This window comes from Nostoc sp. TCL240-02 (assembly GCF_013343235.1).
Lineage (GTDB): Bacteria > Cyanobacteriota > Cyanobacteriia > Cyanobacteriales > Nostocaceae > Nostoc.
Window position 1 is genome coordinate 6,687,836 of record NZ_CP040094.1, and the last position, 23,142, is coordinate 6,710,977.

The following is a 23,142-nucleotide window of genomic DNA, read 5'->3' on the forward strand; positions in this document are numbered from 1 at the left end:
TTTTTTGATGTATCCCTTTCGGCTAGTCCTTTGTAAGCTCGTTGTTCACCCTAAAATACTTGACTAACCTTAGTGCAAAACTGTAGCCTCAAACTACACTTATCACTGCATATAAGAACATGGGATAATTTATCGTAACCCTCATTACTACGCTTTTTGACGTAGATTCGGCAAAAATTGAGTAAAAAAAAGCAAATTAATTGACTTATGGTTACTAAGAGATATGATAATTCACATTTTGATCAAAGCACTAACGGGGTTGTTGTAATGGTCGAGCCATACAGCCAAAAAGAGCAAGTACAGCAAGTTGTCTATCGCATTTTAGATGCCAATTTAGACCGCGCTCGTGAAGGCTTGCGAATTATTGAAGAATGGTGTCGCTTTGGCTTGAATAATGCCCAGTTAGCTCTTGAATGCAAGCGCCTACGACAAGAATTAGCCAAGTGGCATACCCCAGAATTACGAGCGGCGCGAGACACACCAGGCGATCCTGGGACTGAGTTAACTCATCCTCAAGAAGAAGAACGAGCTAGTATAAAATCAGTATTGCAAGCTAACTTTTGCCGTGTCGAAGAAGCATTGCGAGTGTTGGAAGAATACAGCAAGCTTTATCAGCCAAATATAGCTAAAGCTTGTAAGCAGATGCGCTATCAGGTTTATACCCTAGAAAGTAATTTAATGGGTCATCAGCGCCATCAATTGTTGTGGCGATCGCATTTATATCTTGTTACTTCCCCGAATGAAAATTTGTTGAATAACGTCGAAGCTGCACTTAAAGGGGGATTAACGCTTCTACAATACCGTGACAAAACCGCCGATGATTCTTTGCGTTTAGAACAAGCCAGAAAATTACGGCAGTTATGCCACATCTACGGTGCTTTATTCATTGTTAACGATCGCGTGGATCTGGCTTTAGCTATCGATGCAGATGGAGTGCATCTGGGACAACAAGATATGCCCATTACTGTTGCTCGGCAATTACTAGGTTCCCAGCGTCTGATAGGTCTTTCTACCACCAATAAAGAAGAAATGCAAGGAGCAATTGCTGAAGGTGTAGATTACATTGGCGTGGGGCCAGTTTATGAAACTCCTACGAAAGCAGGTAAGGCAGCAACAGGCTTAGAATATGTCAGCTATGCTGCGAAAAATTGTTCAATTCCCTGGTTTGCCATTGGCGGAATCGATGCCAATAATATCAATGATGTGATCGATGCTGGAGCCAAACGTGTAGCAGTGGTGCGATCGCTCATGCAAGCTGAACAGCCTACCCTAGTAACACAATATTTGCTCTCCCAACTCAATCGCATTAAGCCAGAACTTTAAAGAGTCATTTGTCATTCGCCCAAAGTTAGTAACCAATTACCCATTCCCAATTCCCCACATTTATGTCTAATGAGATTACGGTTCACGTAAATGGGGAAACCCATAGCTGCTCATTTCAAATTTCTTTACCCAATTTGCTCCAAGAGTTGGGTTTTAACCCGCGCTTGGTGGCTGTGGAGTATAATGGCGAAATTTTACATCGCCAGTTTTGGCCACAAACAAAATTGCAGCCAGGCGATCGTTTAGAAGTGGTAACTATTGTTGGTGGTGGTTAGTTGATGTGAGCTAGCAAGCCCAAATCCTTAAGGCTGCGTCGTGTAATTTCGATGCGGATGGGTGCATCCTCTGGTTTATACATATCAAGGGTTGTTGCGAAAAAGTAGACGTTTTTGTTTTGTTCTAAATAACCCACAAACCAACCAACGTTTGGTTTCGTACTCGTTAACCATCCCGTCTTTCCACGCAGTGTGTAGTCTGGAGTTTGTTCGCGTACCATAATGTCTTTGACAAGATTTATTGTCCGTTGGGAGAAAGGTAAATCACCTTGATACAACCGTTGCAAAAACTTAATTTGCTCTTGGGGTGTAATTTGCAATGGCTGTTGTAGCCAAAAACGATCAATGTCTGCGGGGGTTCCAATCTGACGATTTCCGTAACCTACTTTGTTAATAAATTGCTGCATCCGTTCATATCCAGCCTTACGCGCTAGTACTTGATAGAACCAAACAGTTGAATCTTTAAAGGCTTGACGCAAATTCGTATCATGATTCCAAGCGTCGATATCTCGATGAATTCCATCCCAAGTGAGAACCGCCACATCATTAGGAATTACACCTATTTCTAATGCCACCAGCACGTTAAAAATTTTGAATGTCGAAGCTGGAGCAATCGCTGTTGAATTACGTTTAGGATTGTGTTCATAGATGCGGTTATTTTTTGAGTCGTAAATCAAGATTGAGCCTTCACGCCCAAATTCTTGAAAGTGTCGCCCAAAATTTGGCGCTTTAATAGCAGGACGTTCAGATGAGGTTGAAGCTGGTTGAGCCACAATAGGCATTGTTTGGAAGCTAATTACACTCAATACCGCAACACATCCAAGAATTGTAAATATAACAGTTTGCCTTCGGTAGTGCCGAAGAAATTGCCACATCTGAAACAAGATATTTTTCATTGCATATTTAATAAAATCACAAAGGAGATTTTACACTGCAATCTTGCTCATTTGCGGGTAGATGAACATCTATACATCCCTACTCCATCTGAATTCATTCTCACAAAATAGCTTTTTTCCCTTCTGATTTGTAAAGTGAGCGATGAAGAGTTCTACGCTTGGCTAATTCTTTACCTTTGCGGCCAAGTTGCTCACGTAGCTGTTGATCTTTGCATAACCGATTGAAAGCTTGAAATACTTCATAACCAGAATTGGGATTAACCAGTATCCCATTTTCTTCATGCTGAACTGTGTCTAGAACACCGCCTAAGCGAGGGGCAATGATAGGCTTACCGAAGTAACTTGCTTCTAAATAAACCATACAAAAACCTTCTATATTATTAGGCTTAGTATCTAATAAAGTTAGCATGGCAAATATGTCGCAAGCTGCATAATAACCGGCTAATTCACGCTCTGGCACATATCCCGCAAAGTGGACGCGCTTATCTACCCGCAAACGATGCACCAGAGATTTCAGTTCCGATTCACTTGGCCCTTCACCGCAGATTATATAGTGGACATCCACCCCGAAAGTTAGCAATAGTGGGATGTTATCAACCACTCGGTCGAAAGCTTTATGTTTTACTAGCCTTCCTATGGAGAGAATAACTATTGCTGAATCGGGAATGTTGTATGCCTGACGCACGCGAACACGCAAATCATCAAGGCTACTGGGACTCCCGACATTATTACCAAATTTTTCTGGTCTGATTATTGGGTTAATAACGTAAGTAGGAGTATCTAATCGGAAAGCAGTTCTGAGGTAGTCTTGTGTATAAGAACTGTTACAGACAATACCTTCGGCTCTATGAAGTGTTAATTTAAATAGCGATCGCAGCACGGGATTGTGTAATGTACAAAGAAAATCATTACCGTGCAAATAGATAAAAAAGCGAATAGGTAAGAAATAGCTCAATAGCAACAGTGAAGGAAAATCATAGCCGTGGCCCCACTCTATATAACGGTAGTGATAGCGAAAATAGAGTTTGATTGCTAGCACAAATGAGCAGACAATATTCACCAGAGGCTTCAGAATATTTCCTACCAAGCCACTATGCCAGTATCTAGGATAAAACCAGCGATACACTGGAAATTGTTGACCTTCATCAAATACTTTATCTCCTGAGCAACTAGCCGCCAGCACAATAACTCGTTCTGGATCTTGGAGACAACGATTGTACATATATTCTCCAATTACAGCTTCTTTCGGCAAGAATATCCGGCTTATGACTAAGATATCTGGGTATGCAGCTTTGTCTCTGATTTCGGCTGTTAGTTGAGAAATATGTTCCATAATCAAGTTGATAAATTTACTTCAAATAATTTTGAATTTATTTACAATTAGGATTACTTTCCAAGCCATAATTATTATTTTATTTCTTTTAAAACGAATCTGGTAGACAAAATTGAAGGCTATTTTAGAAGATTAGCCAGCAAGATTGTTTTTTTATTGTGTTGATTTTATTTTGGCGGCAAAACTCTCAACATTTGAGAATTTTTGTGCATGATGGACAATAAAATAAAATCTAGCACTTGTAGTCCAATGTAGTCAAATTTCTCAATGAAGAACTGTTGCAAAAATTACGAAACTTACCTACGTTCACTAGACTATCTTGAATAGTCTAGACTGGTGTGCCAAAATGCCAAAAGTTTAGATAAGTATTTGATAATTATCTGGGTCTGCTTAGGGCTGCTGATAAGCATCACGTCTACTTTTAACACTACGATACATACGTAAGCATCAAGTCTATATCTGTCCTTTATATTACTTAAAAGAGAGAGATATCCTTTTGGATTCTGACAGAACAAGTAGGGTGAAGTATTAAAAAATTAGTCAAAATAATTATGAAAAATTAGAATCATCTGTATAATCCAAGACTGTAGCCTGGAAGTGCCCAGTCTAAGAGGTAGCCAAGCCCGTAGGCGTAGCCCGTCGTAGACATCACAAATTTCTGTAATGATGAACATATCTTAAGGTACGGTTCCCCAGTCGAGAAATCCCCCCTGCGATCGCTGCCTATGCCAGATAAGACGCGGTAGATTGAATATGTAGCCTTTAAAAGTGAATGCTACAAAGCTTGCTTGTTACGGACTGGCGTTAGTGACATAACCGCAAAACTCCTACCAGCATGGAGATAAATCATAAAAATTCTGTTTTCCAAGCGATTGTACTATGCGTAAAAAACTACAACAAATCAGCAAACCACTGTTAAAAACCTTCTTAGCGCTAGGATTGATGTTAACTTTGGTTCTTAGCCACGCCGATGGAGCATTAGCGGCCCGCAGTGGGGGTCGAATCGGTGGTGGCTCTTTTAGAGCGCCTTCCAGCCGCACCTATACACCGCGTACTTATGCACCTCCCGGCGGGGGCGGATACTATCCTGGTGGTGGTTTTGGTGGTGGTTTTGGCTTTCCCTTCCTACTTCCTTTCTGGGGTATTGGGGGAGGATTTGGTGGTCTATTTAGCATCTTAATTTTCTTTGCGATCGCTAATTTCTTAGTGCAAACTTTCCGCCGCGTCTCTAGCGGTGAAACTCCAGAAGCAGATTACACCAGTAACTCTCCTGTATCTGTAACTCGTTTGCAAGTAGGTTTGTTAGCTCAAGCCCGTGAATTGCAAAATGAACTCAACCACATTGCTGAAACTGCTGATACTAACACCCCAGAGGGAAGAGCAGAAATTTTGCAAGAAGCCAGCCTAGCTTTACTCCGCCATCCCGAATACTTTGTATATGCAGGTGGTGGTACTCAACAAGCCAGTTTAAATTCAGCTGAAAGTCAGTTTAATCGGCTGTCACTGGCAGAACGCAGCAAGTTTAACGAAGAAACTCTTTCTAACGTCAACAACCAGCTAAAAGCAGCCCTTGCCAAAGAAGCTTTACCCCAGGCTGGCGAACTAGACAACCCCACCCGCCTATTTACTGAAGGCCCAGGGGAATATATTATCGTCACCTTGTTAGCGGCGACACTAGGTAAGTTTGATATCCCTACAGCTATTAACAGTGCTGATGATTTGCGTCAAGCTTTGCGCCAAATTGGTAGTATCCCTAGCGAAAAACTTCTGGCAATTGAAGTACTTTGGACTCCGCAAGCTGAAAATGATACGCTGACATCTGATGATGTACTGGCAAATTATCCTGATTTGAGACTTGTTTAATCTCTAAAAATTTCGCGTTTTAGTGCTACAAAAGAACTTTGCATCTTGGCACAACAAATAATTCCTCTTTAAGGAGAATCACTAGAAAACCGTTTGTCATTGACAAGCGGTTTTTTTAAGCAAAAACTGAACCAACCTACCGTAAAACCTGCCTTTGAATCTCGTCAAACAGCGACATGGCAATTGTTGCTGTTGTTGTAAGTGGCTTTCCCACAAGTAGAGAATGTAATCGCCATTAACTTGTCTGCCACTATTGTCTACAGCTAATTAGAGCTTTTCTTCCTGCCATTCAACTCTGTACTTGATTGCTCTATAAAGATGCATTATGGCTTTGCTAAGTTTAAGGACAATTTTCCCCAGGATAGAGCGTTTAGGATGTGCAATTCTTTCGTGTTCTTCAAAATAAGTCAACATTTCATCCATGTTTGACTGTCCCTTTTGAATTTTAATCAGTTCGGTTTTGTTATTGAAAAAGGAAATACCTGACATCTGGCTCCATCTCACTGGCAGTCCTGCTTTATAGGCAGCTAGACCTATGGCATTACCTTCGCCTTCATAAACTCCATTTAGCTCAAAATATTTGGCAAGGATTGACCATGTTTCTAAAAACTCAATTTCTTTTCCTGTTGACTTAGTGACAGAAAACAAATATTCATGGACAAAGGTAACATTTTCCCATTCAGGATCTAAATTTAAAAATTGTGCTGCTTCTTTAATTACTTCAATCTCTCTAGCAAATTTTTTGTTAGTTGTGCCCAAAGCTTTGGCAAATTTTTTCGACATATCCATGCAAGCTCTAGCACTTATCCCTGGCTCTAAAAGCCACTCTATCTCCTCTGACACTGGTGCCAAGATTCGCATATCTGAATCAATGAATATACATGAATTAAATAGAGATAATGCCTTAGCAATAGCAAATCTTTTGTCGTGGTAACACTTCACACCCTGCTGCTGATGCTGAAAGGCTAAAACTTGAGGATATTTGCTAAACTCTTGAGGACAATCCGTGAGAATTATAAAAGCAGTGTTAGGTGAATAAAGTTCTAGGTCTTTTGCTAATAAACCAGCTAACGCCCGATACACTTTGCCTAATGCTAAAGTACAAAAGCAGAATTGTTGTTGATTCATATTTGGAGGATTTGAGAGTAAAATCTTGAAAATCTGAAATGACTAAATTAGTTAATACAACGGATTGCCTATTAGTAAGTTACTAATACTTTTCGGATAAACCTAACAATCATGGTTGACTGACAAAAGTCTGATTTCAAAAAAAGGAGAAGTAATGTGTAAAGGTGAATTCAAACCCGTTTTATTTCTACCTTAATTGAGAAGTATTGAGTGAGGTACAGGATTTTCGCCTACAAACAAGATAAAAAGTCTTTTTTATTCCCGACTAAAGTCTGATTTGAAAAAAATCTCATAAGGCAAGAAAAACCGCCAGAGGAAACCAGGGGGAAGTACAGCACTCGATTCAGCATCTATAGGTAAATATTGGGAACGGTAGGTTTCAATAGCCTGTTTTTTCTTAGATTGCACTTGATGAATTGCAACTCGATGAGCGCCTACCAATTCATTAAACTTCAGGTTGCTAAACAATAAAGACTTCCAAAGCAACCATATAGCATATTGCCATACCTCTACTGTTACTTCTGCTTTAGTAATAGCAGCTTTAACCAATTGATAAGTAATTTCATGATCTAGACTGCGATCTTGTTTGTGAGTAACGTACACCTCTTGTGGTTGAAAACTACCTAATAATTGGGCCATTTCTTCAATTGTTTGCTGTTGTTCAGCTTCTGTCATTTTGGATAATGCGCCATCACATTTATCAAGAAAGTGAATATCTGTTGATTCCACACCTAAAATTTTTAAAGCTGCTAGCGCTTCTTCTCTACGAATCTGAACAATTTCTGAACGTGTAATCTTGGTATGACCTCGATGAGAACCTCCTCCATCTGTAACAAAAACAACTTTAATTGGTATCCCTTGTTCTCGCTTGAGTGCAATCAGACCCCCACAACCTAGTGCTTCATCATCTTGGTGAGGAGAAAATACAATTACTGATTTCTGGTTAATATTTAGTTGTTGACTACCTTGATATAGGAGCCAGTAGAACTGTAGTTGAATCAGTAGTTCTCGAAATTTGTAATTCAACAACCACCACTTATTATGCAGACCTAACTTGAAGCGGTGAAGAATATTTCTTATTTTCATAGCACCAGATATTATTGGAATTACGGAAATTTCTGAGCAGGATTGTATAAATATTTCCTTACAAAAATATTATCCAACTGCTATCTAGAATCTGAATTAAATGAGAAAAATTAATTGCTATTTGATTTCCGACTTTTATCTTATTTTGATATTTAGTTAAAGTAATGTCGATATTATGTCTTTTTTATGTCATTTTTACGAATTAATAATTCGAGTGAGTTGGAAAAATTTTGTAAGTAATACTAGGTTCAGATAATTCGTTTTATAAAATTATGAAAAATCTTCATAGTCTTACTTGTTATAATTACAGATGTCTCCAGAAGTTCGTTAATGATTAAAAAATAATTATTACTTAATGAGCATTAATTAAATTCTATATTTTGCGTTCACCTGAATTTAACCCAACGTCACATCAATACATATTGTCAGTAGTTACACGTTAGGGCTAAAATATGGAATCAGTGCATCAAAGTATAACTTAGATATACCAGTACTTATGCATTGGAAACTGAAACCTAGACTCTCTTTAACCTTCCTTAAAAATCTACGGTATACACACAAATGTTGAGGCAGACATATCTTTATTAATTAATCTCGCACTGCGTCTCATAGCTGAAGTCCACTTACTTAAGTGGACTAAATGAGTACGGGATATTGCTGAGTCTGACGGTTTCACTGCGACAAAAATTTGGGTAGAGGATTGATTTTTCTACTTGTACATACACCGTAGCCCATAAATAGCCAACTTTTTAAGGGGGTTAGGGAAGCTCTTATGCGTAAGTTCTGTATATTTTAGAAAAATTATTCTTAGCCCAGACTTTGATAATATTATCAAAATGTTATACACGTAAAGCGTTATCTTATGCCTAATGTTGAAGCCGACGAAAACCGAGAGCATCGCATTAAAACAGAGATCATTGTAGATGCTGAAGACAAAGAAGACCGGGCTATGGGTTGGTACTACTACCTCGAAGAGACTCTGAATTTTCCCTTTATGGCTAAATGGACTAAGAAGGGACGCAAATCGGGTTCTACTGAGGAGAAACAAGTGGAAGTGCTGGGAATGGCCCCAGATGATGAGTGCTTAAAAGATATGTTTGTCGAAGTAGCTTACATTAATGGTAAAGATGATGATGTGTATTCTGCAAAGTTATCTGAAATAGTAGCCATTGATACTGACAGCGAAACTCAAGAAGCGATCGCTGACTGGCTCTATTGGATTGCCAGAGGATACAAGTTTTAAACTCTAGGATAAATATCGAATGACGCGGCAGGGATTACCAGCAGCGACAACATTCTCAGGTATATCTTTGACAACTACACTGCCAGCACCAATGGTTGTATTATCACCAATCGTGACACCTGGACAAATAATTGCACTGCCACCAATCCAGACATTATTACCAATGTTTATTGGGGCAGCTAATTCTCTACCAGAAAGGCGAATTTCTGGCTCTGTAGGATGATAAGCTGTATAAATTTGTACATAAGGAGCGCATAGGACATTTTCACCAATGTGAACTGGATTGCAGTCTAAAATTACACAGCCATAGTTCATATACAATTTGTCGCCGACAAAAATATTACTACCATAGTCACAGTGAAAGGGTGGCACAATTGATACTTTGTCACCTATCTTTCCAAATAACTCTTGCAAAATTTGCTGCCGTTGATCTTGCTGTTCTTCAGTTGTAGAATTGTACCTTCGCAACAGACGACTAGCTCGTTTATTTTCGGCAGCCAATTCTGGATCTTCCGCCAGATATAATTCGCCTGCGAGCATTTTCTGTTTTTCACTTTTTTCCATGACATTCAGAATAGTTGTGAAAAAAATCAAAGGATTTTGATTTTAATGGCAGCATAAAGGACTAAGTAAGCTAGCACAATCAAATCAAAGTATGTAAATAAAAAATAACTAGGCTAAAACCCTTATACTTATTGCCTATTGCCTGATCCCAACGACAACTATTTATGCCCACTTACTTAATTAACTAAATATGGCATAAGTCGCTTTTCCTTGCCGTTTAGCTCTGTACATCGCAATATCAGCATCCCGTAGCAGAGTTGCAGGTTCCTCATAACTACTAAAATTCCAAGCAATACCAATACTAGCTGTAGTAGATAATTCATATCCATTCAGATAAAGTGGCGATCGCAAGGATTCTTGAATCCGTTTTGCAACATTGGTAGCATCGGTAATGTCTTTAATATCCTCTAAAAGAACTGTAAACTCATCACCACCAAATCGCGCTACAGTATCACCACCACGTAAGCACGACTCTAAACGTCTAGCGATCGCTACTAAAAAATCATCCCCTATTCCATGCCCAAAGCGATCGTTAATCTCTTTGAAACCATCTAAATCCAAAAATAAAACTGCAAAATAATAATCGCTTCTGCGTTTGCTGCGCTCAATTGTTTGTCTGAGCCTGTCTAGAAATAAAACACGATTTGGTAATGCTGTCAGCCCATCATAAAACGCATTACGGATCAGTTGTGCCTCTGTGTGCTTACGTTTGGTGATATCTTGAAACACTAAAACTGCACCAGTAATATTACCATTGCGATCACGGATGGGTGCAACATTATCCCCAATCGCTATCTCTTTGCCATCTTTGGTAATCAGTATACAGTTTTCTGGTAAATCCAAAATTTCACCTGTTTTGATTACATCTGCGGCTAAATTTTCAATTTTTTCTCCTACATCTTTGTCAACTAAGTTAACTACTTCTACTAAATCTTTACCGAACGCTTCACTTTCCTTCCAGCCCGTGATTTTTTCTGCTGTAGGATTCATCATTTGAATACAACCATTAGCATAAGTCACAATCACTGCACTGCTCATACTATTAATAATTGCTGCCAGCCTTTGTTTCTCTTCGTATAATATTTTTTTGCTTTGATGTTTGTATAGAGCCATTTCAATCGCAAAATGTAAATCACTTTCAATAAATGGTTTGACTATGTAACTAAAAGGCTCACTTAGCTGGTTTTCATATAATGCTTTATATTCTGAATACTCTGTTAAATATACTACAGGCACATGGAAGTGATTCTGGATGATGTCTGCTACGTTCACACCGTCAATTTCCCCAGCTAGGCAGATATCAATTAATACTAAATGTGGATGAGTTTCTGCTACCTTTTTTATTGCTTCTTCACCAGATTTAGTGGTTTCTGATACGGAATAACCTAATTTTTGTAAACTTTTTCTAATATTTGAGGCTATGATTTTTTCATCCTCAACAACTAGGATTTTGCGGGCGAACATGGTGAAACAACCTGTTTGCTAAGGTTCAGATTTTTGTTGTCAGTGTCAACTCAATACAAAAGTTATTATTTCATCATAAACAATCTTTTACGACTCTGTAGTATTGCTTGATATAAATACTTAACTAATGAGCAAATAGCATCGTGTTATTAACCTCCAATAATTTCTGTGTTTGTCAAAGCTAATTGTGATTAATGTATGCGGTTAATATCATGTCAGTAACATAAAATGTAAATTACCATATAATTTAGCAGCGATCAAAAATTTATTTTCAACAATATACAAACAATTATTGTCTTAAATAAAACAAGTATTAAGTATAGTATTTATGTCAAAATTAATCAAGAATAAAAGTTCATAAAATCACAGCCTACTACTTTCAAATAAATTGAAAAAATTAATAGAGTCTGTTGTATGTAATATGATAATATCCATTGATTATAATACTACTAAAAATTAATCGTTATCTGGAATTAAAGAGTTTAATAAAACTTTGGCTACAAATAGTGTTTGTCTCAGTCGAGGATGTAAATTCTCGTCTGAAACTGTCTGATTACCAATTCTGTAAGATTGCTCAAAAACAAGGAGATTTTGCGCCTTGTTTCACCAAGCAATCTTGATGTAGTGCAGTTTCACAAAAATTGTTATGAAATTTTGAATTGTGAATCAAAGACTATAAATTATTTATTGGTTTTAGTTAAAACTAAATCACAAATTGTTTTAACTGAAAATATGCATGTTAAATGCTCATCAGCAAATAACATGATTTTTTAGTGTTTTTTGATAACGAGCAAGTGCTGGGGGCAAGGGCAGGAAAAATTCTCTTTGTGAGATACTTCTGCGCTTCATAAAAACCCCCTGTTTTTGCTAGTTTATAGATATTGAGAACAAAAACACGTTTTGTGCTTTAGAGATTAGACTTACTTTTAGTAAGTTCAATGCTAATTTTGCCACCAAAATCAGGAATAGGCGCAGCAGGTTTGCTCAGAATGACTTGGACTTGTGTTACACGATCGCACTCTTGGAGAATAGAATCTGCGATCGTTGCTACCAATTTCTCCACCAAAGCAAACTTAGACGTTTTGACCAGATGTTGTATCAAGCTAATGACGCTGCGATAATCTAAAGTGTCTTCGATCGCGTCAGTTTTGGCCGCTGTGGAGATATCCAACCATAACCTCACATCCACCTCAAACCATTGTCCTAGTACCTGTTCTTCTGGTAAATACCCAGTGTAGCCATAGCCGCGAATTCCCGTTAAATGAATGCAGTCCATAAAAGTTTGAGAGCAAATTGGGCATTTTGTAGAAAGTGGAGCAAGAAAGTATCAAGGATCGGCTTCCCTCCCTTGGACTTCTTTTCACCAAACTTTCCCAGATGGATTTTAAATTAAATTTCCCTAAACAAAATCTAAAATTTCAGATTGTTTTATAGCTATGTTTGATTTAATGCCGATCGCTTATAGGAATGTTAATCAACTTTGGGCTTACATTTTAACAGAGACCCTAAAGCGGTTGGGATTGACTTGTGCCATCATTTGTCCTGGCTCGCGCTCCACACCCTTAGCAGTAGCCTTTGCTCAACAAGCACCTGAGATTGAAGCGATTTCCATTCTCGATGAACGTTCCGCCGCCTTTTTCGCCTTGGGGCAAGCTCAAACAATCAGTCGCCCTGTAGTACTAGTTTGTACCTCTGGTACAGCAGGAGCCAATTTTTATTCAGCAGTCATTGAAGCCTCATATAGTCGCGTACCACTGTTGGTATTAACCACCGATAGACCGCCAGAATTGCGAGATTGTCACTCTGGGCAAACTGTAGATCAATTGAGATTATATGGAAACTACCCAAATTGGCAAACGGAGTTAGCCTTACCCTCTGCTGATATGGGAATGCTAGCTTATCTGCGACAAACAGTAATTCATAGCTGGGAAAGGGCGCAAACTCCTACAAAGGGGCCAGTACATTTGAATATTCCCTTTCGCGATCCCTTAGCGCCTCTTCCTGATGGAACTGATTTGAGCTATTTGCGATCGCAGTTTCACCCAGAAGACTTTTTTGCAGGAATAACAAGCACTACCCAATTCCCCATTCCCCATTCCCTATTCCCTATTCCCAAAGAATGGAAAGAATGCGATCGCGGCGTTATTATTGCAGGTGTTGCCCAACCACAGCAACCAGAAGAGTATTGTAGAGCGATCGCGCAACTTTCCCAAACTCTCAAATGGCCCGTGCTAGCAGAGGGACTTTCCCCAGTCAGAAATTATGCCGAACTCAACCCTTATTTGATTTCCACTTACGACCTGATTTTGCGAAATCAGCAACTAGCAAAACAGCTAGCGCCCGAAATGGTGATTCAGGTAGGAGAAATGCCTACAAGTAAAGAACTACGTACATGGATAGATGCAACCCAACCGCGACGCTGGATAATTGACCCTAGTGACCAAAACCTCGACCCTTTGCATGGGAGAGCAACACATTTACGGATATCTGTAGAAGATATAAAAGCAGAGGAGATAAATCTATCTTTCTCCTCAGACTATTTGCAGCAATGGTGTGATGCGGAAACTAAGGTCAGGTTAGCTGTTGACCAGACGATGGGGAAGATAGATGAAATAATTGAGAGTAAAGCAGCTTGGTTAATTTCTCAGATTTTACCGCCAGGAACGCCACTGTTTATTGCCAATAGTATGCCTGTGCGGGATGTGGAGTATTTCTGGAAGCCGAATAACTTAGGAGTGCGATCGCACTTTAACCGGGGTGCAAATGGCATCGATGGCACATTATCCACAGCTTTAGGAATTGCCTATCGCCAGCAAAGTAGTGTGATGCTAACGGGAGATTTAGCGCTGTTACATGACACCAATGGTTTTTTAATCCGCAATAAATTTGTCGGACATCTCACAATTGTGTTAATCAATAACAATGGCGGTGGGATTTTTGAAATGTTACCCATTGCCAAGTTTGACCCGCCATTTGAAGAGTTTTTTGGTACTCCCCAGGATATCGATTTTGCTCAGTTGTGCGCTACTTATAATGTCGAGTATGAATTGATTACTTCTTGGCAGCAGTTGCAGCAAAGATTAAACTCGCTACCAGCTACAGGAATTCGGGTTTTAGAGTTGCGGACAAATCGTAAAACCGATGCTAAGTGGCGACAGGATAATTTAAGGATATTTGCCACAGATATTGTGATTTAAGTATTCCGTTAGGTGTTGCTGATAGCGATTAGGTAAAAATCAAGAAATCTTTGTGGATCAAAGCTAAAACTACTTTACCAGCAGTTTTTCAATTACTGATGCTGATTTCCAGTATTCTAAATTTATTACTTACTCGTAAAAACCTTAAATATAGAATACATAATTTGCAATTTTTTAAAAAGGTATATATACATCTACAGAAATGTTGAATGCTGATACAAAACTTTACATTATTAGTTACACTAAGTCTCAAAAGCTTAAATTAGTCAGCAAAACATCATCTCCTCAAACCAATGAACATAGCTGATTTTCTGACACATACAAGATTGAAGATAGCGGAATTTATCTAATAGTGTATGTCCCCATTGTTCGGGAATAGATAAAAGCTGTAAAATCAGATAGGCTATCAAGCTCACGTAAATTTGTATGGTAATACCATTGACGTTTTTGGTAATGAGTTTGTCAAGTTTTAAGTGCATCTTTAAAAACTTCCACAACAATTCAACTCCCCAACGTAATCGATAAATATCCCTAATTTCATCATCATGAACAGCTGCATCTCCCGACTCTGGTAAATTAGTCACTAAGCGAAACTCGGTTTTTGTCTCTAAATCACAGAAATTAATTACTCTATAAGCTTGAGCATCATCAGATGCACCAACTTTGACCAATCCATTTGAGCCATCAAATTCTAGTTTCCAATTGTTTTTTATCCGCAAAACAAAATATTTGTTTTCTTGTACTAATTCTTGGATAAATTTTAATCCAGCAAAACCCCTATCCATTACTCCAACAGCATTTATTGGGAGACTAGACATCATTTTGGAACCAAATTTATAATCATGGTCATGTCCAAAATTGATGAAGTTATCTTCTGGGCTTCCTGTGGAGAGATTTAAGGAACTAAACAGCTTGACTTGATGATGACCTAGTACCCATAACAATTTACTTGTGAGAGTAATAATTGTTGAATCTATTGGACAAATTGCATATTTATTGTGTAACTTTTTTTGAACTTTCTTCTGTACTAATTCATTTAATTTTTGGTAAATCTCTTGAAAAGGTTTTTGGCTTCGATGTAAATTTGCTTTAGAGAAAGTAGAAATATCTACCTCAAAACAATTGTTATTTAATCTGTTAAACAAATCTCGCATACTTGTTAAGCTGTTATCCAGGGCATAGGATAGCCAGCACTCAAAAAACAGACGACTGTTCAATACTGGATAATCGTTTTTTGGCAGGCTTTTCAGTATATCTTTGACAATTTTGGGAAATGAATTTATAATCACAATCAAACTAATATATTTTAAGCCTTAGCCCAAAACTACCATATTTTGGGCTATTTTTATCGGATTTTTCTTAACATTCAACACTTCTGATACATCTACAAACTCAAATCTACCGTCATAGCGGTAAACTGTATTTAAATTTATGGCTACTAGTGAGCGTATTGTTTTATTTTCATTTAAAAAGTCAATAAACTTTTTTGCTATGTCTAACGATATTATAATGGATTTACTAACTTCGTCCCAATTAATATCTGCTCTTACATCTTTCACAAAATCATCAAATGTCTTTTTGTATCCATATTGAAGTAATTCAAAATATAAACTGGTCTTTATTAAATCGTAAAATTCATCAAATAATATTTTTAACTTATCTTCATTACTTATAACATCTATATAAAATTCATCATATTTTTGCTGGAAGAAATTGCAATTAGCTAGATGATAAAGATTATATTCTTCCAAGATATCGCCAAAAGCTTCAGCTTTAACAAAATGAACGCGAGCAATAGTTTGTTCTTTATTTATAATATATCTAGCAATATAATTATCTTCATCTATCTCAAATGTATTAATATTTTTTTCCTCAAAAAGTATTCTTAATAATTTTGAATCTATTATAGAAACAAGATTGAACTGATAAATATAATTTAACTTTTCTCCTATTCTTCGTTTTGGCAGAGAATTAATTTCATAGGACTGTGCTTTCATTAATGAACTGATAGAGTTAAAGATAGCTGTATCATTTTTTGGATTTCCACTATCAATCTCCATTTCTTGATATGCAAAAATTTGAAATCTAGGTGTACATAAAGCTCTGCCAACTTTCTGATTAATTATATTTTCATAATAATTATTTTTAAATTCAGTCATAGAGGTAATAAAGCCTAAAACTTTATTATTAGAACAAACATGAACAGGTTTTAATTCCAAGTTTGGATCTTTTTCATCAAGTTTCTTGGAAAGTAAAGCCCAAAGATTTTTTTCACTTTTCTTACAGCTAATAACAAGTGTAGTAAAAATTCTAATATCCTTCGTATCCGTCACCTTGTAAGCTATTATATCAATTTCTCTTACCTCTTCTTTCACGTCATCAATATAATATTTATTGTTGATTGTAGACCATCCAGCTTTTCGAAGTATTTCCGAAATACGGAATTCTAAATCAAAACCTGTCTTTTTAATATTCAAATGGTATTTTTCAAGACTCATATCTAATCTGTTCTGCTAATTATTATAAATAAATACCATGAAAAATAACAAAATTAAATAGTTATTTGGGCAAAAGTGAAAGATACTAATTTTAGCGATTGCTGTCCTTTTATGCGTAGGATTTACCCTTTTGCTTGACCTTGTAACCACGCTTCCAAGTTCGCGATCGCAATCTCAATTCCAGCAACGCCAAAGCTAACGCTTCCAAGGTTCCTCAGCAATTTCACCAAATAGCCGTTTTAACAGTCGCAGGACGAGTGATCGCACTCCTTCTTCCACCGCTTCTGATATACCCGCGTGTCTGCAAATGTTTCTTCACTTCGGGAAACTTTATTTGTAGCTATGAGAATTTTACCGGGTGCGTAGGCGTAGCCCACCGCAGGTATCGCCCTTCTTCTCTGCGTCTGTGGGTGAAACGTTAGCCGCTTACTTCACCTTGTAACCATCCTTCCAAATCAGCAAGAGTAGAGAAATCCAACAAAGCATCACTTAAAGCTTCCAACTGTTCCACCGATAACCCTTGAATCTGAGACAGAAGCGCATCAGGAATCGCACCCACAAGTCGGTTTAACTGTCGTAAAACGACCTTTCTTTCTCCTTCTTCCTTTGCTTCCCTAATAGCCCGTGGTTCTTCCAGATTTAGTCCCAACATTTCTGCAATCTCCTCTCGACTAAGGTTAGAAAACTTGTAGACAATAATCGTCGTCACTAAATCAATTATCGCTTGCTCCGATTGTTGCCGTGCTTGTTCCAGTAAAAACCGCGCCCCTTCAACTGCTTCGGTTTCAGAAGTAACATTTGTCAGCAACATCAAACCTAATCCCAAAGGTTGCTGTCGCAAATCTCCCAACTCATCCAGATAAACCCGCCTGACTTGACCACTTTCTAATAAAGTGCGGTGAACCGTTGAGTTAGAAGGTTCTAGACTGCGAGAAGCAAAAATTATTACCCCAAACCAGTCATCGTAACGGATAGAGTTGCGGTAGAGAAACAAAAACAATTCGCTAAAGAAGCGGTGATATAAGTCTTCGTCCTTCTGAAACTGGACTTCTGCAAAAAAGACGGTTTTGGAAACTGCATTAGCAGGAGGTAAAAACACTCCATCAATCCGAAACGCCGTTTCTTTCATCTCAACTGATTCAAACTGGTAGTTTTCCGCTTCTGCGGGTGGTTCATCTACTAATTCAAACAGCAAACCGGGAAATTGCTTAAATAATTTGTAGAAGATGGTGTCACGTCGCATTTTTATTCCTCAACACCCAGACAATTACCAGATTGTAAAGGGTTGAGACAACAATTTTAGGGTAGGCGTAGCCCACCGCAGGTATCGGATGTCCCTACGTCCGCGATAAAATTCTTGAAGCAACAGCGCACTCCATAACAATGCAAATTAACTGGGAAACTGCCAAAACCTACGAAGATATTCTGTATCAAAAAACTGATGGCATTGCAAAAATCACTATTAACCGTCCTCATAAACGCAATGCTTTCCGTCCTGAAACTGTCTTTGAATTGTACGACGCTTTCTGTAATGCTCGTGAAGATACTACTATTGGTGTCGTCCTATTTACGGGTTATGGCCCACACACTGATGGCAAATATGCCTTCTGTTCTGGTGGCGATCAAAGCGTGCGGGGACATGCGGGTTATGTGGATGATACTGGCATCCCCCGCTTGAATGTGCTGGATTTACAACGCCTGATTCGTTCGATGCCGAAAGTGGTGATTGCTTTAGTAGCGGGATATGCGATCGGTGGTGGACACGTCTTACACTTAATTTGCGACCTGACCATCGCTGCCGATAACGCCATTTTCGGACAGACTGGCCCGAAAGTCGGCAGTTTCGACGGTGGTTTTGGAGCCAGCTATCTCGCCCGCATTGTGGGACAAAAAAAGGCTAGAGAAATTTGGTTTCTCTGCCGCCAATATGATGCACAACAAGCGCTAGAAATGGGCTTAATTAATTGCGTCGTCCCAGTGGAACAACTAGAAGCCGAAGGTATTCAATGGGCGCAGGAGATTTTAGAAAAAAGTCCGATCGCAATTCGATGTCTTAAAGCCGCCTTCAACGCTGATTGTGATGGACAAGCTGGTTTACAAGAACTTGCTGGCAATGCCACCTTACTCTATTATATGACAGAAGAAGGGTCTGAAGGCAAACAAGCTTTTCTCGAAAAGCGTCCACCAGATTTTCGCTCTTTTCCTTGGCTACCTTAAAATTGCAAAAATCGCACCCTTTATTGAGGCGCGATTTTTGTAAATGTCAATGTTTATGGCACTAAATATCTTAAAAACAAATCTTATCTTAAGCAAACTACAAAATTAGTTCAGTAATAATGGATAACTAAATAAACACTGCTTCAGTCTTAGCCTCTTCAGAATATATAGAGGCAGTTATTTCTTCTACAGAAGCAGGAGCAGCATGATCTAAATCTGAAGCCGGGGAATGAGAACAAGCTAAAACTGGCCTTGCATCTGGCAAAGTCCAAGCATCTTCCAAGGTTTCCCAAGAAGGTGCAAAAGGTGGGAGCGCCAATGAGCAAGCCTTCCAAGTTGCTTGGACTGGCGCTCCCAACTGCTGGCACGTTCCACCACGGCGACCTTCTGGCTGGTAATGACGGCAATATTTACAGGCAGATGCTAAAAATTTAATAGGTTTCATTCGGATTCATCTTTAGTGCCGTTTTCGGCTGAATTTCATCTTTATATTTTGCTTCTATATATAAAGACGGAGAAAAGCCAAAAAACCATTATTTTCTATAGCTTTCAGCGATCCCGACGAAAAAATAAACTTTAGGATATTTTTATAATCTTGTTATATTATTAAATAATCTGGAGAGTGATTACCTATTGATTTTGGCTAAAACTTATTAGGGATCAAGAGTAAAACCGAAGCTTTTGATTTATTTAGCCTTTTAACTTCCTCCTTAAGGAGGCCTTAAGACATATAATTTCAGATAAATAGTTTGGTTTGTCTACCACGTTTGGTATATTCTAGCTGTAAAACATCTTTTTTCTCAAGAATTAGAACGAACTTATCTAGATGGCAGCAGCAAATTACTTTGAGATAAATTCTGCCCAAGCAATAATCGCTGAAATATTTTGCGTTCAATTTAAGCCAAGACTGACTTGCTTTAAAACTTTTTAGCAGCACAGACAGAACAGACTGCCCAGCGCTGGAGTTCGCCGGGTGGGGTGGGAGATTCACATTGAGGACAAAGGGGTAAGCCATACGATCGCGATCGCATAATCTTCGTCCAATGCCCAAAAGCAGCATTTACATCCTTGGTGGGTGTAACATCAGGGCGGCTAATCTCATCACCAAGGTAACTGGGATGCTGGTGGGGCAAAACCGTTTGTTGCTGTTTTCTCTCCACAGATGGATTCTGCCAGCTAGCAGTAGAGAAGCGAATATCAACCAAAGGCGTTGGCAGTGTTTTATTCAACTTTAAAAGCAGAGACGTGCGACCAAAAGTCAGGTTTTGCGCCCAAGCAGCACTAGAAGTTGCTACCGACAAAACATCGCGTTGAATCGACAATGGTCGAGTATTTGCGGCAACCACTGGCCCAACAACACTTGCCCAACACTTGAGCAAGTGTTGAAATGGTTGCTCCTGCCATTTAGACTGCTTTTCCAGAACGCCTAAAATATCATTAATTGATTTAAACGACATCATTCAAAGTGAAGAGTGGGGAGTGGGGAGATGGGGAGATGGGGGAAATGGGGGAGATGGGGGAGAAAGAATAACTAATGCCCAATGCCCCATGCCCAATTCCCAATTCCCAATTCCCAATCTATGTATTTAAATAATTTTCGCTAATATTGTCAGAAATATATCTATAGTTATTCCAGAAATCTACGTTTGAGGCACACAGGCAATGACTCAAAACCCCCTGAACGATTCCGGTACTCAATCGTCTAAAACGCCTGGGTTGAAACCAGCACTAACAGCAGCACTAGCAAGTTTAGAAGTACCGCTAGATCAAGAGTTAGCTCGATACCGACGCACGCGAAATGGTTTAGTGTCATCAAACCAACGCCGTGTTGCAAGTTACATGAGCAGTCAAACTCAGTCTTTGACTGCCATTCCTACAACATTGGGAACAACTCAGTCATCAGTAACGGAAATTAAAACTAACGTGCCGCCTGCTGTACCTGTGAATCATCAGGGAACCCCAGCGCCAGCTACGGAGATTGACGTACCACCAGCATCTTCTTTAGTTGTGAATCATGAGGTGAACCGAGCGCCAGTTACGGTAAATACCGAAGAACCAAATAATCTCAATCTGCCCTCTACCCAAGATTCTGCTAAAACACAAACTCAACTTCCACCGCCACCGCCGAATTTTAGTAGCAGCATCGTACCAGCAATTGTTAAAGATACTAAGAGCGAAAATCTTTTGCAGACAGATAACACCCCTAAGCACCCAGATGACTACTTAGAATCTAGTGAAGCACTACTGCGAAGTCTGACAGAAGAACAAGCAGAAACTCAAAAACCAAGCAATTCTAGTGACAGTCTGCTATCACCTTTAGGTATCGGCTCAATGTTGCTGCTATTGTTAGCAAGTCTTACCTTGGGTTATGTAGTATTCAATCCCAAAGGCTTGCCTCAATGGAATTTAGGCAAGTTGTTTAACGGAAACTCGTCTCCCGCACCAGGAAATACTGAAGAAGTTGGGAATAATGTCCAACCTCAGATCCAGCCACCAAGCACATCATCTATGTATCCCAATCTAGCTGCCCAAGAGTTTCCTGATGTGAGAGATCCTAACGATCTAATTGGCTTACAACCTAAAGTCCAAGCAACCGTTGCAGTAGTGCCTAATCCAGCCGTTCGCCAAAACCCTGTAAATCCTCAAGCGCCATTGTCTAACCCCAATACAGCCCTAAAACCGACAAATCCGATCGCTTTAGCGCCAGTACCAACTGTACAACCCTTACCTCCCCTAAATTTACCTCCCATTTCAACGACAAAAACCTCGCCCCAGCCAATCGCAGCCTCACCAAAGCCTAATGCAGAAATCAAACCAGGAACAGATGGGTTCTACCATGTCGTGATAGATAATAAAGGTGCAGCTTTTGCTTCAGCACGGCAAGTAATTCCTGATGCTTATTTATCACCCAACAAAGAATTGATTTATCTTGGTGCTTTTAAGACTAAAGAGCAAGTACAAAAACAGATGCAATTATTACAGGCAAAGGGAATTAAGGCACGAGTTCAGCAGCCATAAGTTGCAAGAATCTACGATACCATAAGATAACAGTCCTGACTCATGAGTGCTGTTAGCGGATAGCTAAGGTTTAGCCCGTGCTGAGTAGTAGATACAAAATCTGACTTGTTTACGACACTAAGACACAAAATTTCATACTCAGTACTTTGACTGGGTATTCAGCACTCCATAACTACCCTACTACAAAATTTTTATACTCATTACTCAGCACTCATTACTCAGCATTGAGTTTCGTGAATGGAGAGCCGATATGGAATTAATCAACCGTATTCTGCGGGTGATTCGCGCTAATCTCAATAGTTTGACCGCAGGTGCAGAAGATCCAGAAAAGATTCTAGAGCAAACTGTCCTGGAGATGCAGGAAAATCTGGTACGGTTGCGACAGGGTGTAGCACAAGCGATCGCTACCCAAAAACGTACTGAACGACAGGCGGCGGCTGCCAACTCTCAAACAGAAGAATGGTATCGCCGCGCCCAATTGGCCTTACAACAAGGCAATGAACCTCTCGCACGCGAAGCTTTGACTAAGCGCCAAGCTTACAAAGAAACTACTACAGCCCTCTTTTCCCAAATAGAGCAGCAAAACGATATAGTTGCTAGGCTAAAAAAGGATATGCGATCGCTAGAGTTAAAAATTTCCGAGGCGAAAACAAAAAAAGATATGTATATTGCTCGCGCCCGTTCTGCTGAAGCATCTTCTCGCCTCCAGGAAATGCTTGGGGAAGTTTCTGCTACCAGCAGTCTGAGCGCCTTTGAGCGTATGGAAGAAAAAGTTTTGCAAATAGAAGCTCATTCAGCTGCCATTGCCCAACTTGGTAGCGATGACTTGGAAACACAATTTACTTCCTTGGAATCTACTAATAATGTAGATGCTGAATTAGCTGCGATGAAGGTACAGGTTTTAAATCAGGCAGAAAACACACAGCACAATAATCTGCTTACTGAGGAAAAGCAGAACACAGTACAGCCTCCTCAACAGCAGTTACCCAAAACTCAAGACTCTTGAAGTTCGGTTAATTAACCCACTTTGGAGATAT

General features: G+C 39.2%; 20 protein-coding genes. 8 read left to right on the forward strand and 12 right to left on the reverse strand.

Going from position 1 to position 23,142, the window contains the following annotated elements; translation table 11 throughout:
- The first annotated feature begins 267 nt into the window (after positions 1-267).
- The gene (locus tag FBB35_RS28520) at positions 268-1,323 is read left to right on the forward strand and encodes a thiamine phosphate synthase (RefSeq protein ID WP_254625717.1); all 1,056 of its coding nucleotides are present in this window, start codon (positions 268-270) and stop codon (positions 1,321-1,323) included.
- Between the two features lie 62 nt (positions 1,324-1,385).
- Positions 1,386-1,598, forward strand: a complete 213-nt coding sequence (thiS, locus tag FBB35_RS28525; RefSeq protein WP_174712438.1) for a sulfur carrier protein ThiS — start codon at positions 1,386-1,388, stop codon at positions 1,596-1,598.
- Here the strand turns inward: thiS and blaOXA are convergent.
- Positions 1,595-2,485 (reverse strand): class D beta-lactamase, encoded by an 891-nt coding sequence (blaOXA, locus tag FBB35_RS28530; protein ID WP_368041859.1) that lies wholly within the window; start codon positions 2,483-2,485, stop codon positions 1,595-1,597. The two genes, thiS and blaOXA, sit on opposite strands and share 4 nt — an antisense overlap.
- Positions 2,486-2,594: 109 nt before the next feature.
- The gene (locus tag FBB35_RS28535) at positions 2,595-3,827 is read right to left on the reverse strand and encodes a glycosyltransferase family 4 protein (protein ID WP_174712439.1); all 1,233 of its coding nucleotides are present in this window, start codon (positions 3,825-3,827) and stop codon (positions 2,595-2,597) included.
- Positions 3,828-4,706: 879 nt separating this feature from the next.
- Here FBB35_RS28535 and FBB35_RS28540 point away from each other — a divergent pair.
- Entirely contained in the window at positions 4,707-5,690 is a 984-nt protein-coding gene (locus FBB35_RS28540) for a DUF1517 domain-containing protein (protein WP_174712440.1), read from the forward strand.
- 267 nt (positions 5,691-5,957) lie between these two features.
- Here FBB35_RS28540 and FBB35_RS28545 read toward each other — a convergent pair whose 3' ends face one another.
- Together FBB35_RS28545 and FBB35_RS28550 are read right to left on the reverse strand one after the other, a co-directional pair.
- On the reverse strand, positions 5,958-6,818 hold the full coding sequence (locus FBB35_RS28545) for a hypothetical protein (RefSeq protein ID WP_174707970.1): 861 nt from the start codon (positions 6,816-6,818) through the stop codon (positions 5,958-5,960).
- A 255-nt stretch (positions 6,819-7,073) separates the two neighbouring features.
- Positions 7,074-7,904 carry a PIG-L deacetylase family protein gene (locus FBB35_RS28550; RefSeq protein WP_174712441.1) on the reverse strand — a complete coding sequence of 277 codons (831 nt, stop codon included), beginning with the start codon at positions 7,902-7,904 and terminating at the stop codon, positions 7,074-7,076.
- An 862-nt stretch (positions 7,905-8,766) separates the two neighbouring features.
- Between FBB35_RS28550 and FBB35_RS28555 the strand changes: the two genes are divergently transcribed.
- Positions 8,767-9,147, forward strand: coding sequence for a calcium-binding protein (locus tag FBB35_RS28555; protein ID WP_174712442.1), 381 nt, complete (start codon positions 8,767-8,769; stop codon positions 9,145-9,147).
- A 3-nt stretch (positions 9,148-9,150) separates the two neighbouring features.
- Here the strand turns inward: FBB35_RS28555 and FBB35_RS28560 are convergent, their stop codons facing one another.
- From FBB35_RS28560 to folB, 3 genes are all read right to left on the reverse strand, one after another.
- Positions 9,151-9,711, reverse strand: coding sequence for a sugar O-acetyltransferase (locus tag FBB35_RS28560; protein ID WP_174712443.1), 561 nt, complete (start codon positions 9,709-9,711; stop codon positions 9,151-9,153).
- Between the two features lie 180 nt (positions 9,712-9,891).
- Positions 9,892-11,175, reverse strand: a complete 1,284-nt coding sequence (locus FBB35_RS28565; protein ID WP_174712444.1) for a diguanylate cyclase — start codon at positions 11,173-11,175, stop codon at positions 9,892-9,894.
- Between the two features lie 907 nt (positions 11,176-12,082).
- Positions 12,083-12,451 carry a dihydroneopterin aldolase gene (gene folB, locus FBB35_RS28570; RefSeq protein ID WP_174712445.1) on the reverse strand — a complete coding sequence of 123 codons (369 nt, stop codon included), beginning with the start codon at positions 12,449-12,451 and terminating at the stop codon, positions 12,083-12,085.
- Between the two features lie 160 nt (positions 12,452-12,611).
- Here folB and menD point away from each other — a divergent pair, with 160 nt between their 5' ends.
- A complete protein-coding gene (menD, locus tag FBB35_RS28575; RefSeq protein ID WP_174712446.1) occupies positions 12,612-14,372 on the forward strand; it encodes a 2-succinyl-5-enolpyruvyl-6-hydroxy-3-cyclohexene-1-carboxylic-acid synthase in 1,761 nt (586 codons plus the stop codon).
- A gap of 266 nt (positions 14,373-14,638) precedes the next feature.
- Here the strand turns inward: menD and FBB35_RS28580 are convergent, their stop codons facing one another.
- The 3 genes from FBB35_RS28580 to FBB35_RS28590 form a co-directional block, all read right to left on the reverse strand.
- Positions 14,639-15,661: an IS4 family transposase gene (locus FBB35_RS28580; RefSeq protein WP_174708137.1), complete on the reverse strand. Its 1,023-nt coding sequence runs from the start codon at positions 15,659-15,661 to the stop codon at positions 14,639-14,641.
- A 24-nt stretch (positions 15,662-15,685) separates the two neighbouring features.
- A complete protein-coding gene (locus tag FBB35_RS28585) occupies positions 15,686-16,870 on the reverse strand; it encodes a hypothetical protein (protein ID WP_174712447.1) in 1,185 nt (394 codons plus the stop codon).
- A gap of 418 nt (positions 16,871-17,288) precedes the next feature.
- The gene (locus FBB35_RS28590; RefSeq protein WP_174712448.1) at positions 17,289-18,113 is read right to left on the reverse strand and encodes a DUF2887 domain-containing protein; all 825 of its coding nucleotides are present in this window, start codon (positions 18,111-18,113) and stop codon (positions 17,289-17,291) included.
- A 140-nt stretch (positions 18,114-18,253) separates the two neighbouring features.
- On the opposite strand from FBB35_RS28590, the gene menB reads away from it, so the two are divergent.
- A complete protein-coding gene (gene menB, locus FBB35_RS28595; protein WP_174712449.1) occupies positions 18,254-19,087 on the forward strand; it encodes a 1,4-dihydroxy-2-naphthoyl-CoA synthase in 834 nt (277 codons plus the stop codon).
- Positions 19,088-19,214: 127 nt separating this feature from the next.
- Here the strand turns inward: menB and FBB35_RS28600 are convergent, their stop codons facing one another.
- The gene (locus FBB35_RS28600) at positions 19,215-19,532 is read right to left on the reverse strand and encodes a hypothetical protein (RefSeq protein WP_174712450.1); all 318 of its coding nucleotides are present in this window, start codon (positions 19,530-19,532) and stop codon (positions 19,215-19,217) included.
- A gap of 472 nt (positions 19,533-20,004) precedes the next feature.
- Complete coding sequence (locus tag FBB35_RS28605; RefSeq protein WP_174713805.1) at positions 20,005-20,544, reverse strand: DUF721 domain-containing protein; 540 nt, start codon at positions 20,542-20,544, stop codon at positions 20,005-20,007.
- A 205-nt stretch (positions 20,545-20,749) separates the two neighbouring features.
- Here FBB35_RS28605 and FBB35_RS28610 point away from each other — a divergent pair, with 205 nt between their 5' ends.
- Positions 20,750-22,105 carry a hypothetical protein gene (locus FBB35_RS28610; RefSeq protein WP_174712451.1) on the forward strand — a complete coding sequence of 452 codons (1,356 nt, stop codon included), beginning with the start codon at positions 20,750-20,752 and terminating at the stop codon, positions 22,103-22,105.
- A gap of 250 nt (positions 22,106-22,355) precedes the next feature.
- Complete coding sequence (locus FBB35_RS28615) at positions 22,356-23,111, forward strand: PspA/IM30 family protein (RefSeq protein WP_174712452.1); 756 nt, start codon at positions 22,356-22,358, stop codon at positions 23,109-23,111.
- Positions 23,112-23,142 lie beyond the last annotated feature (31 nt).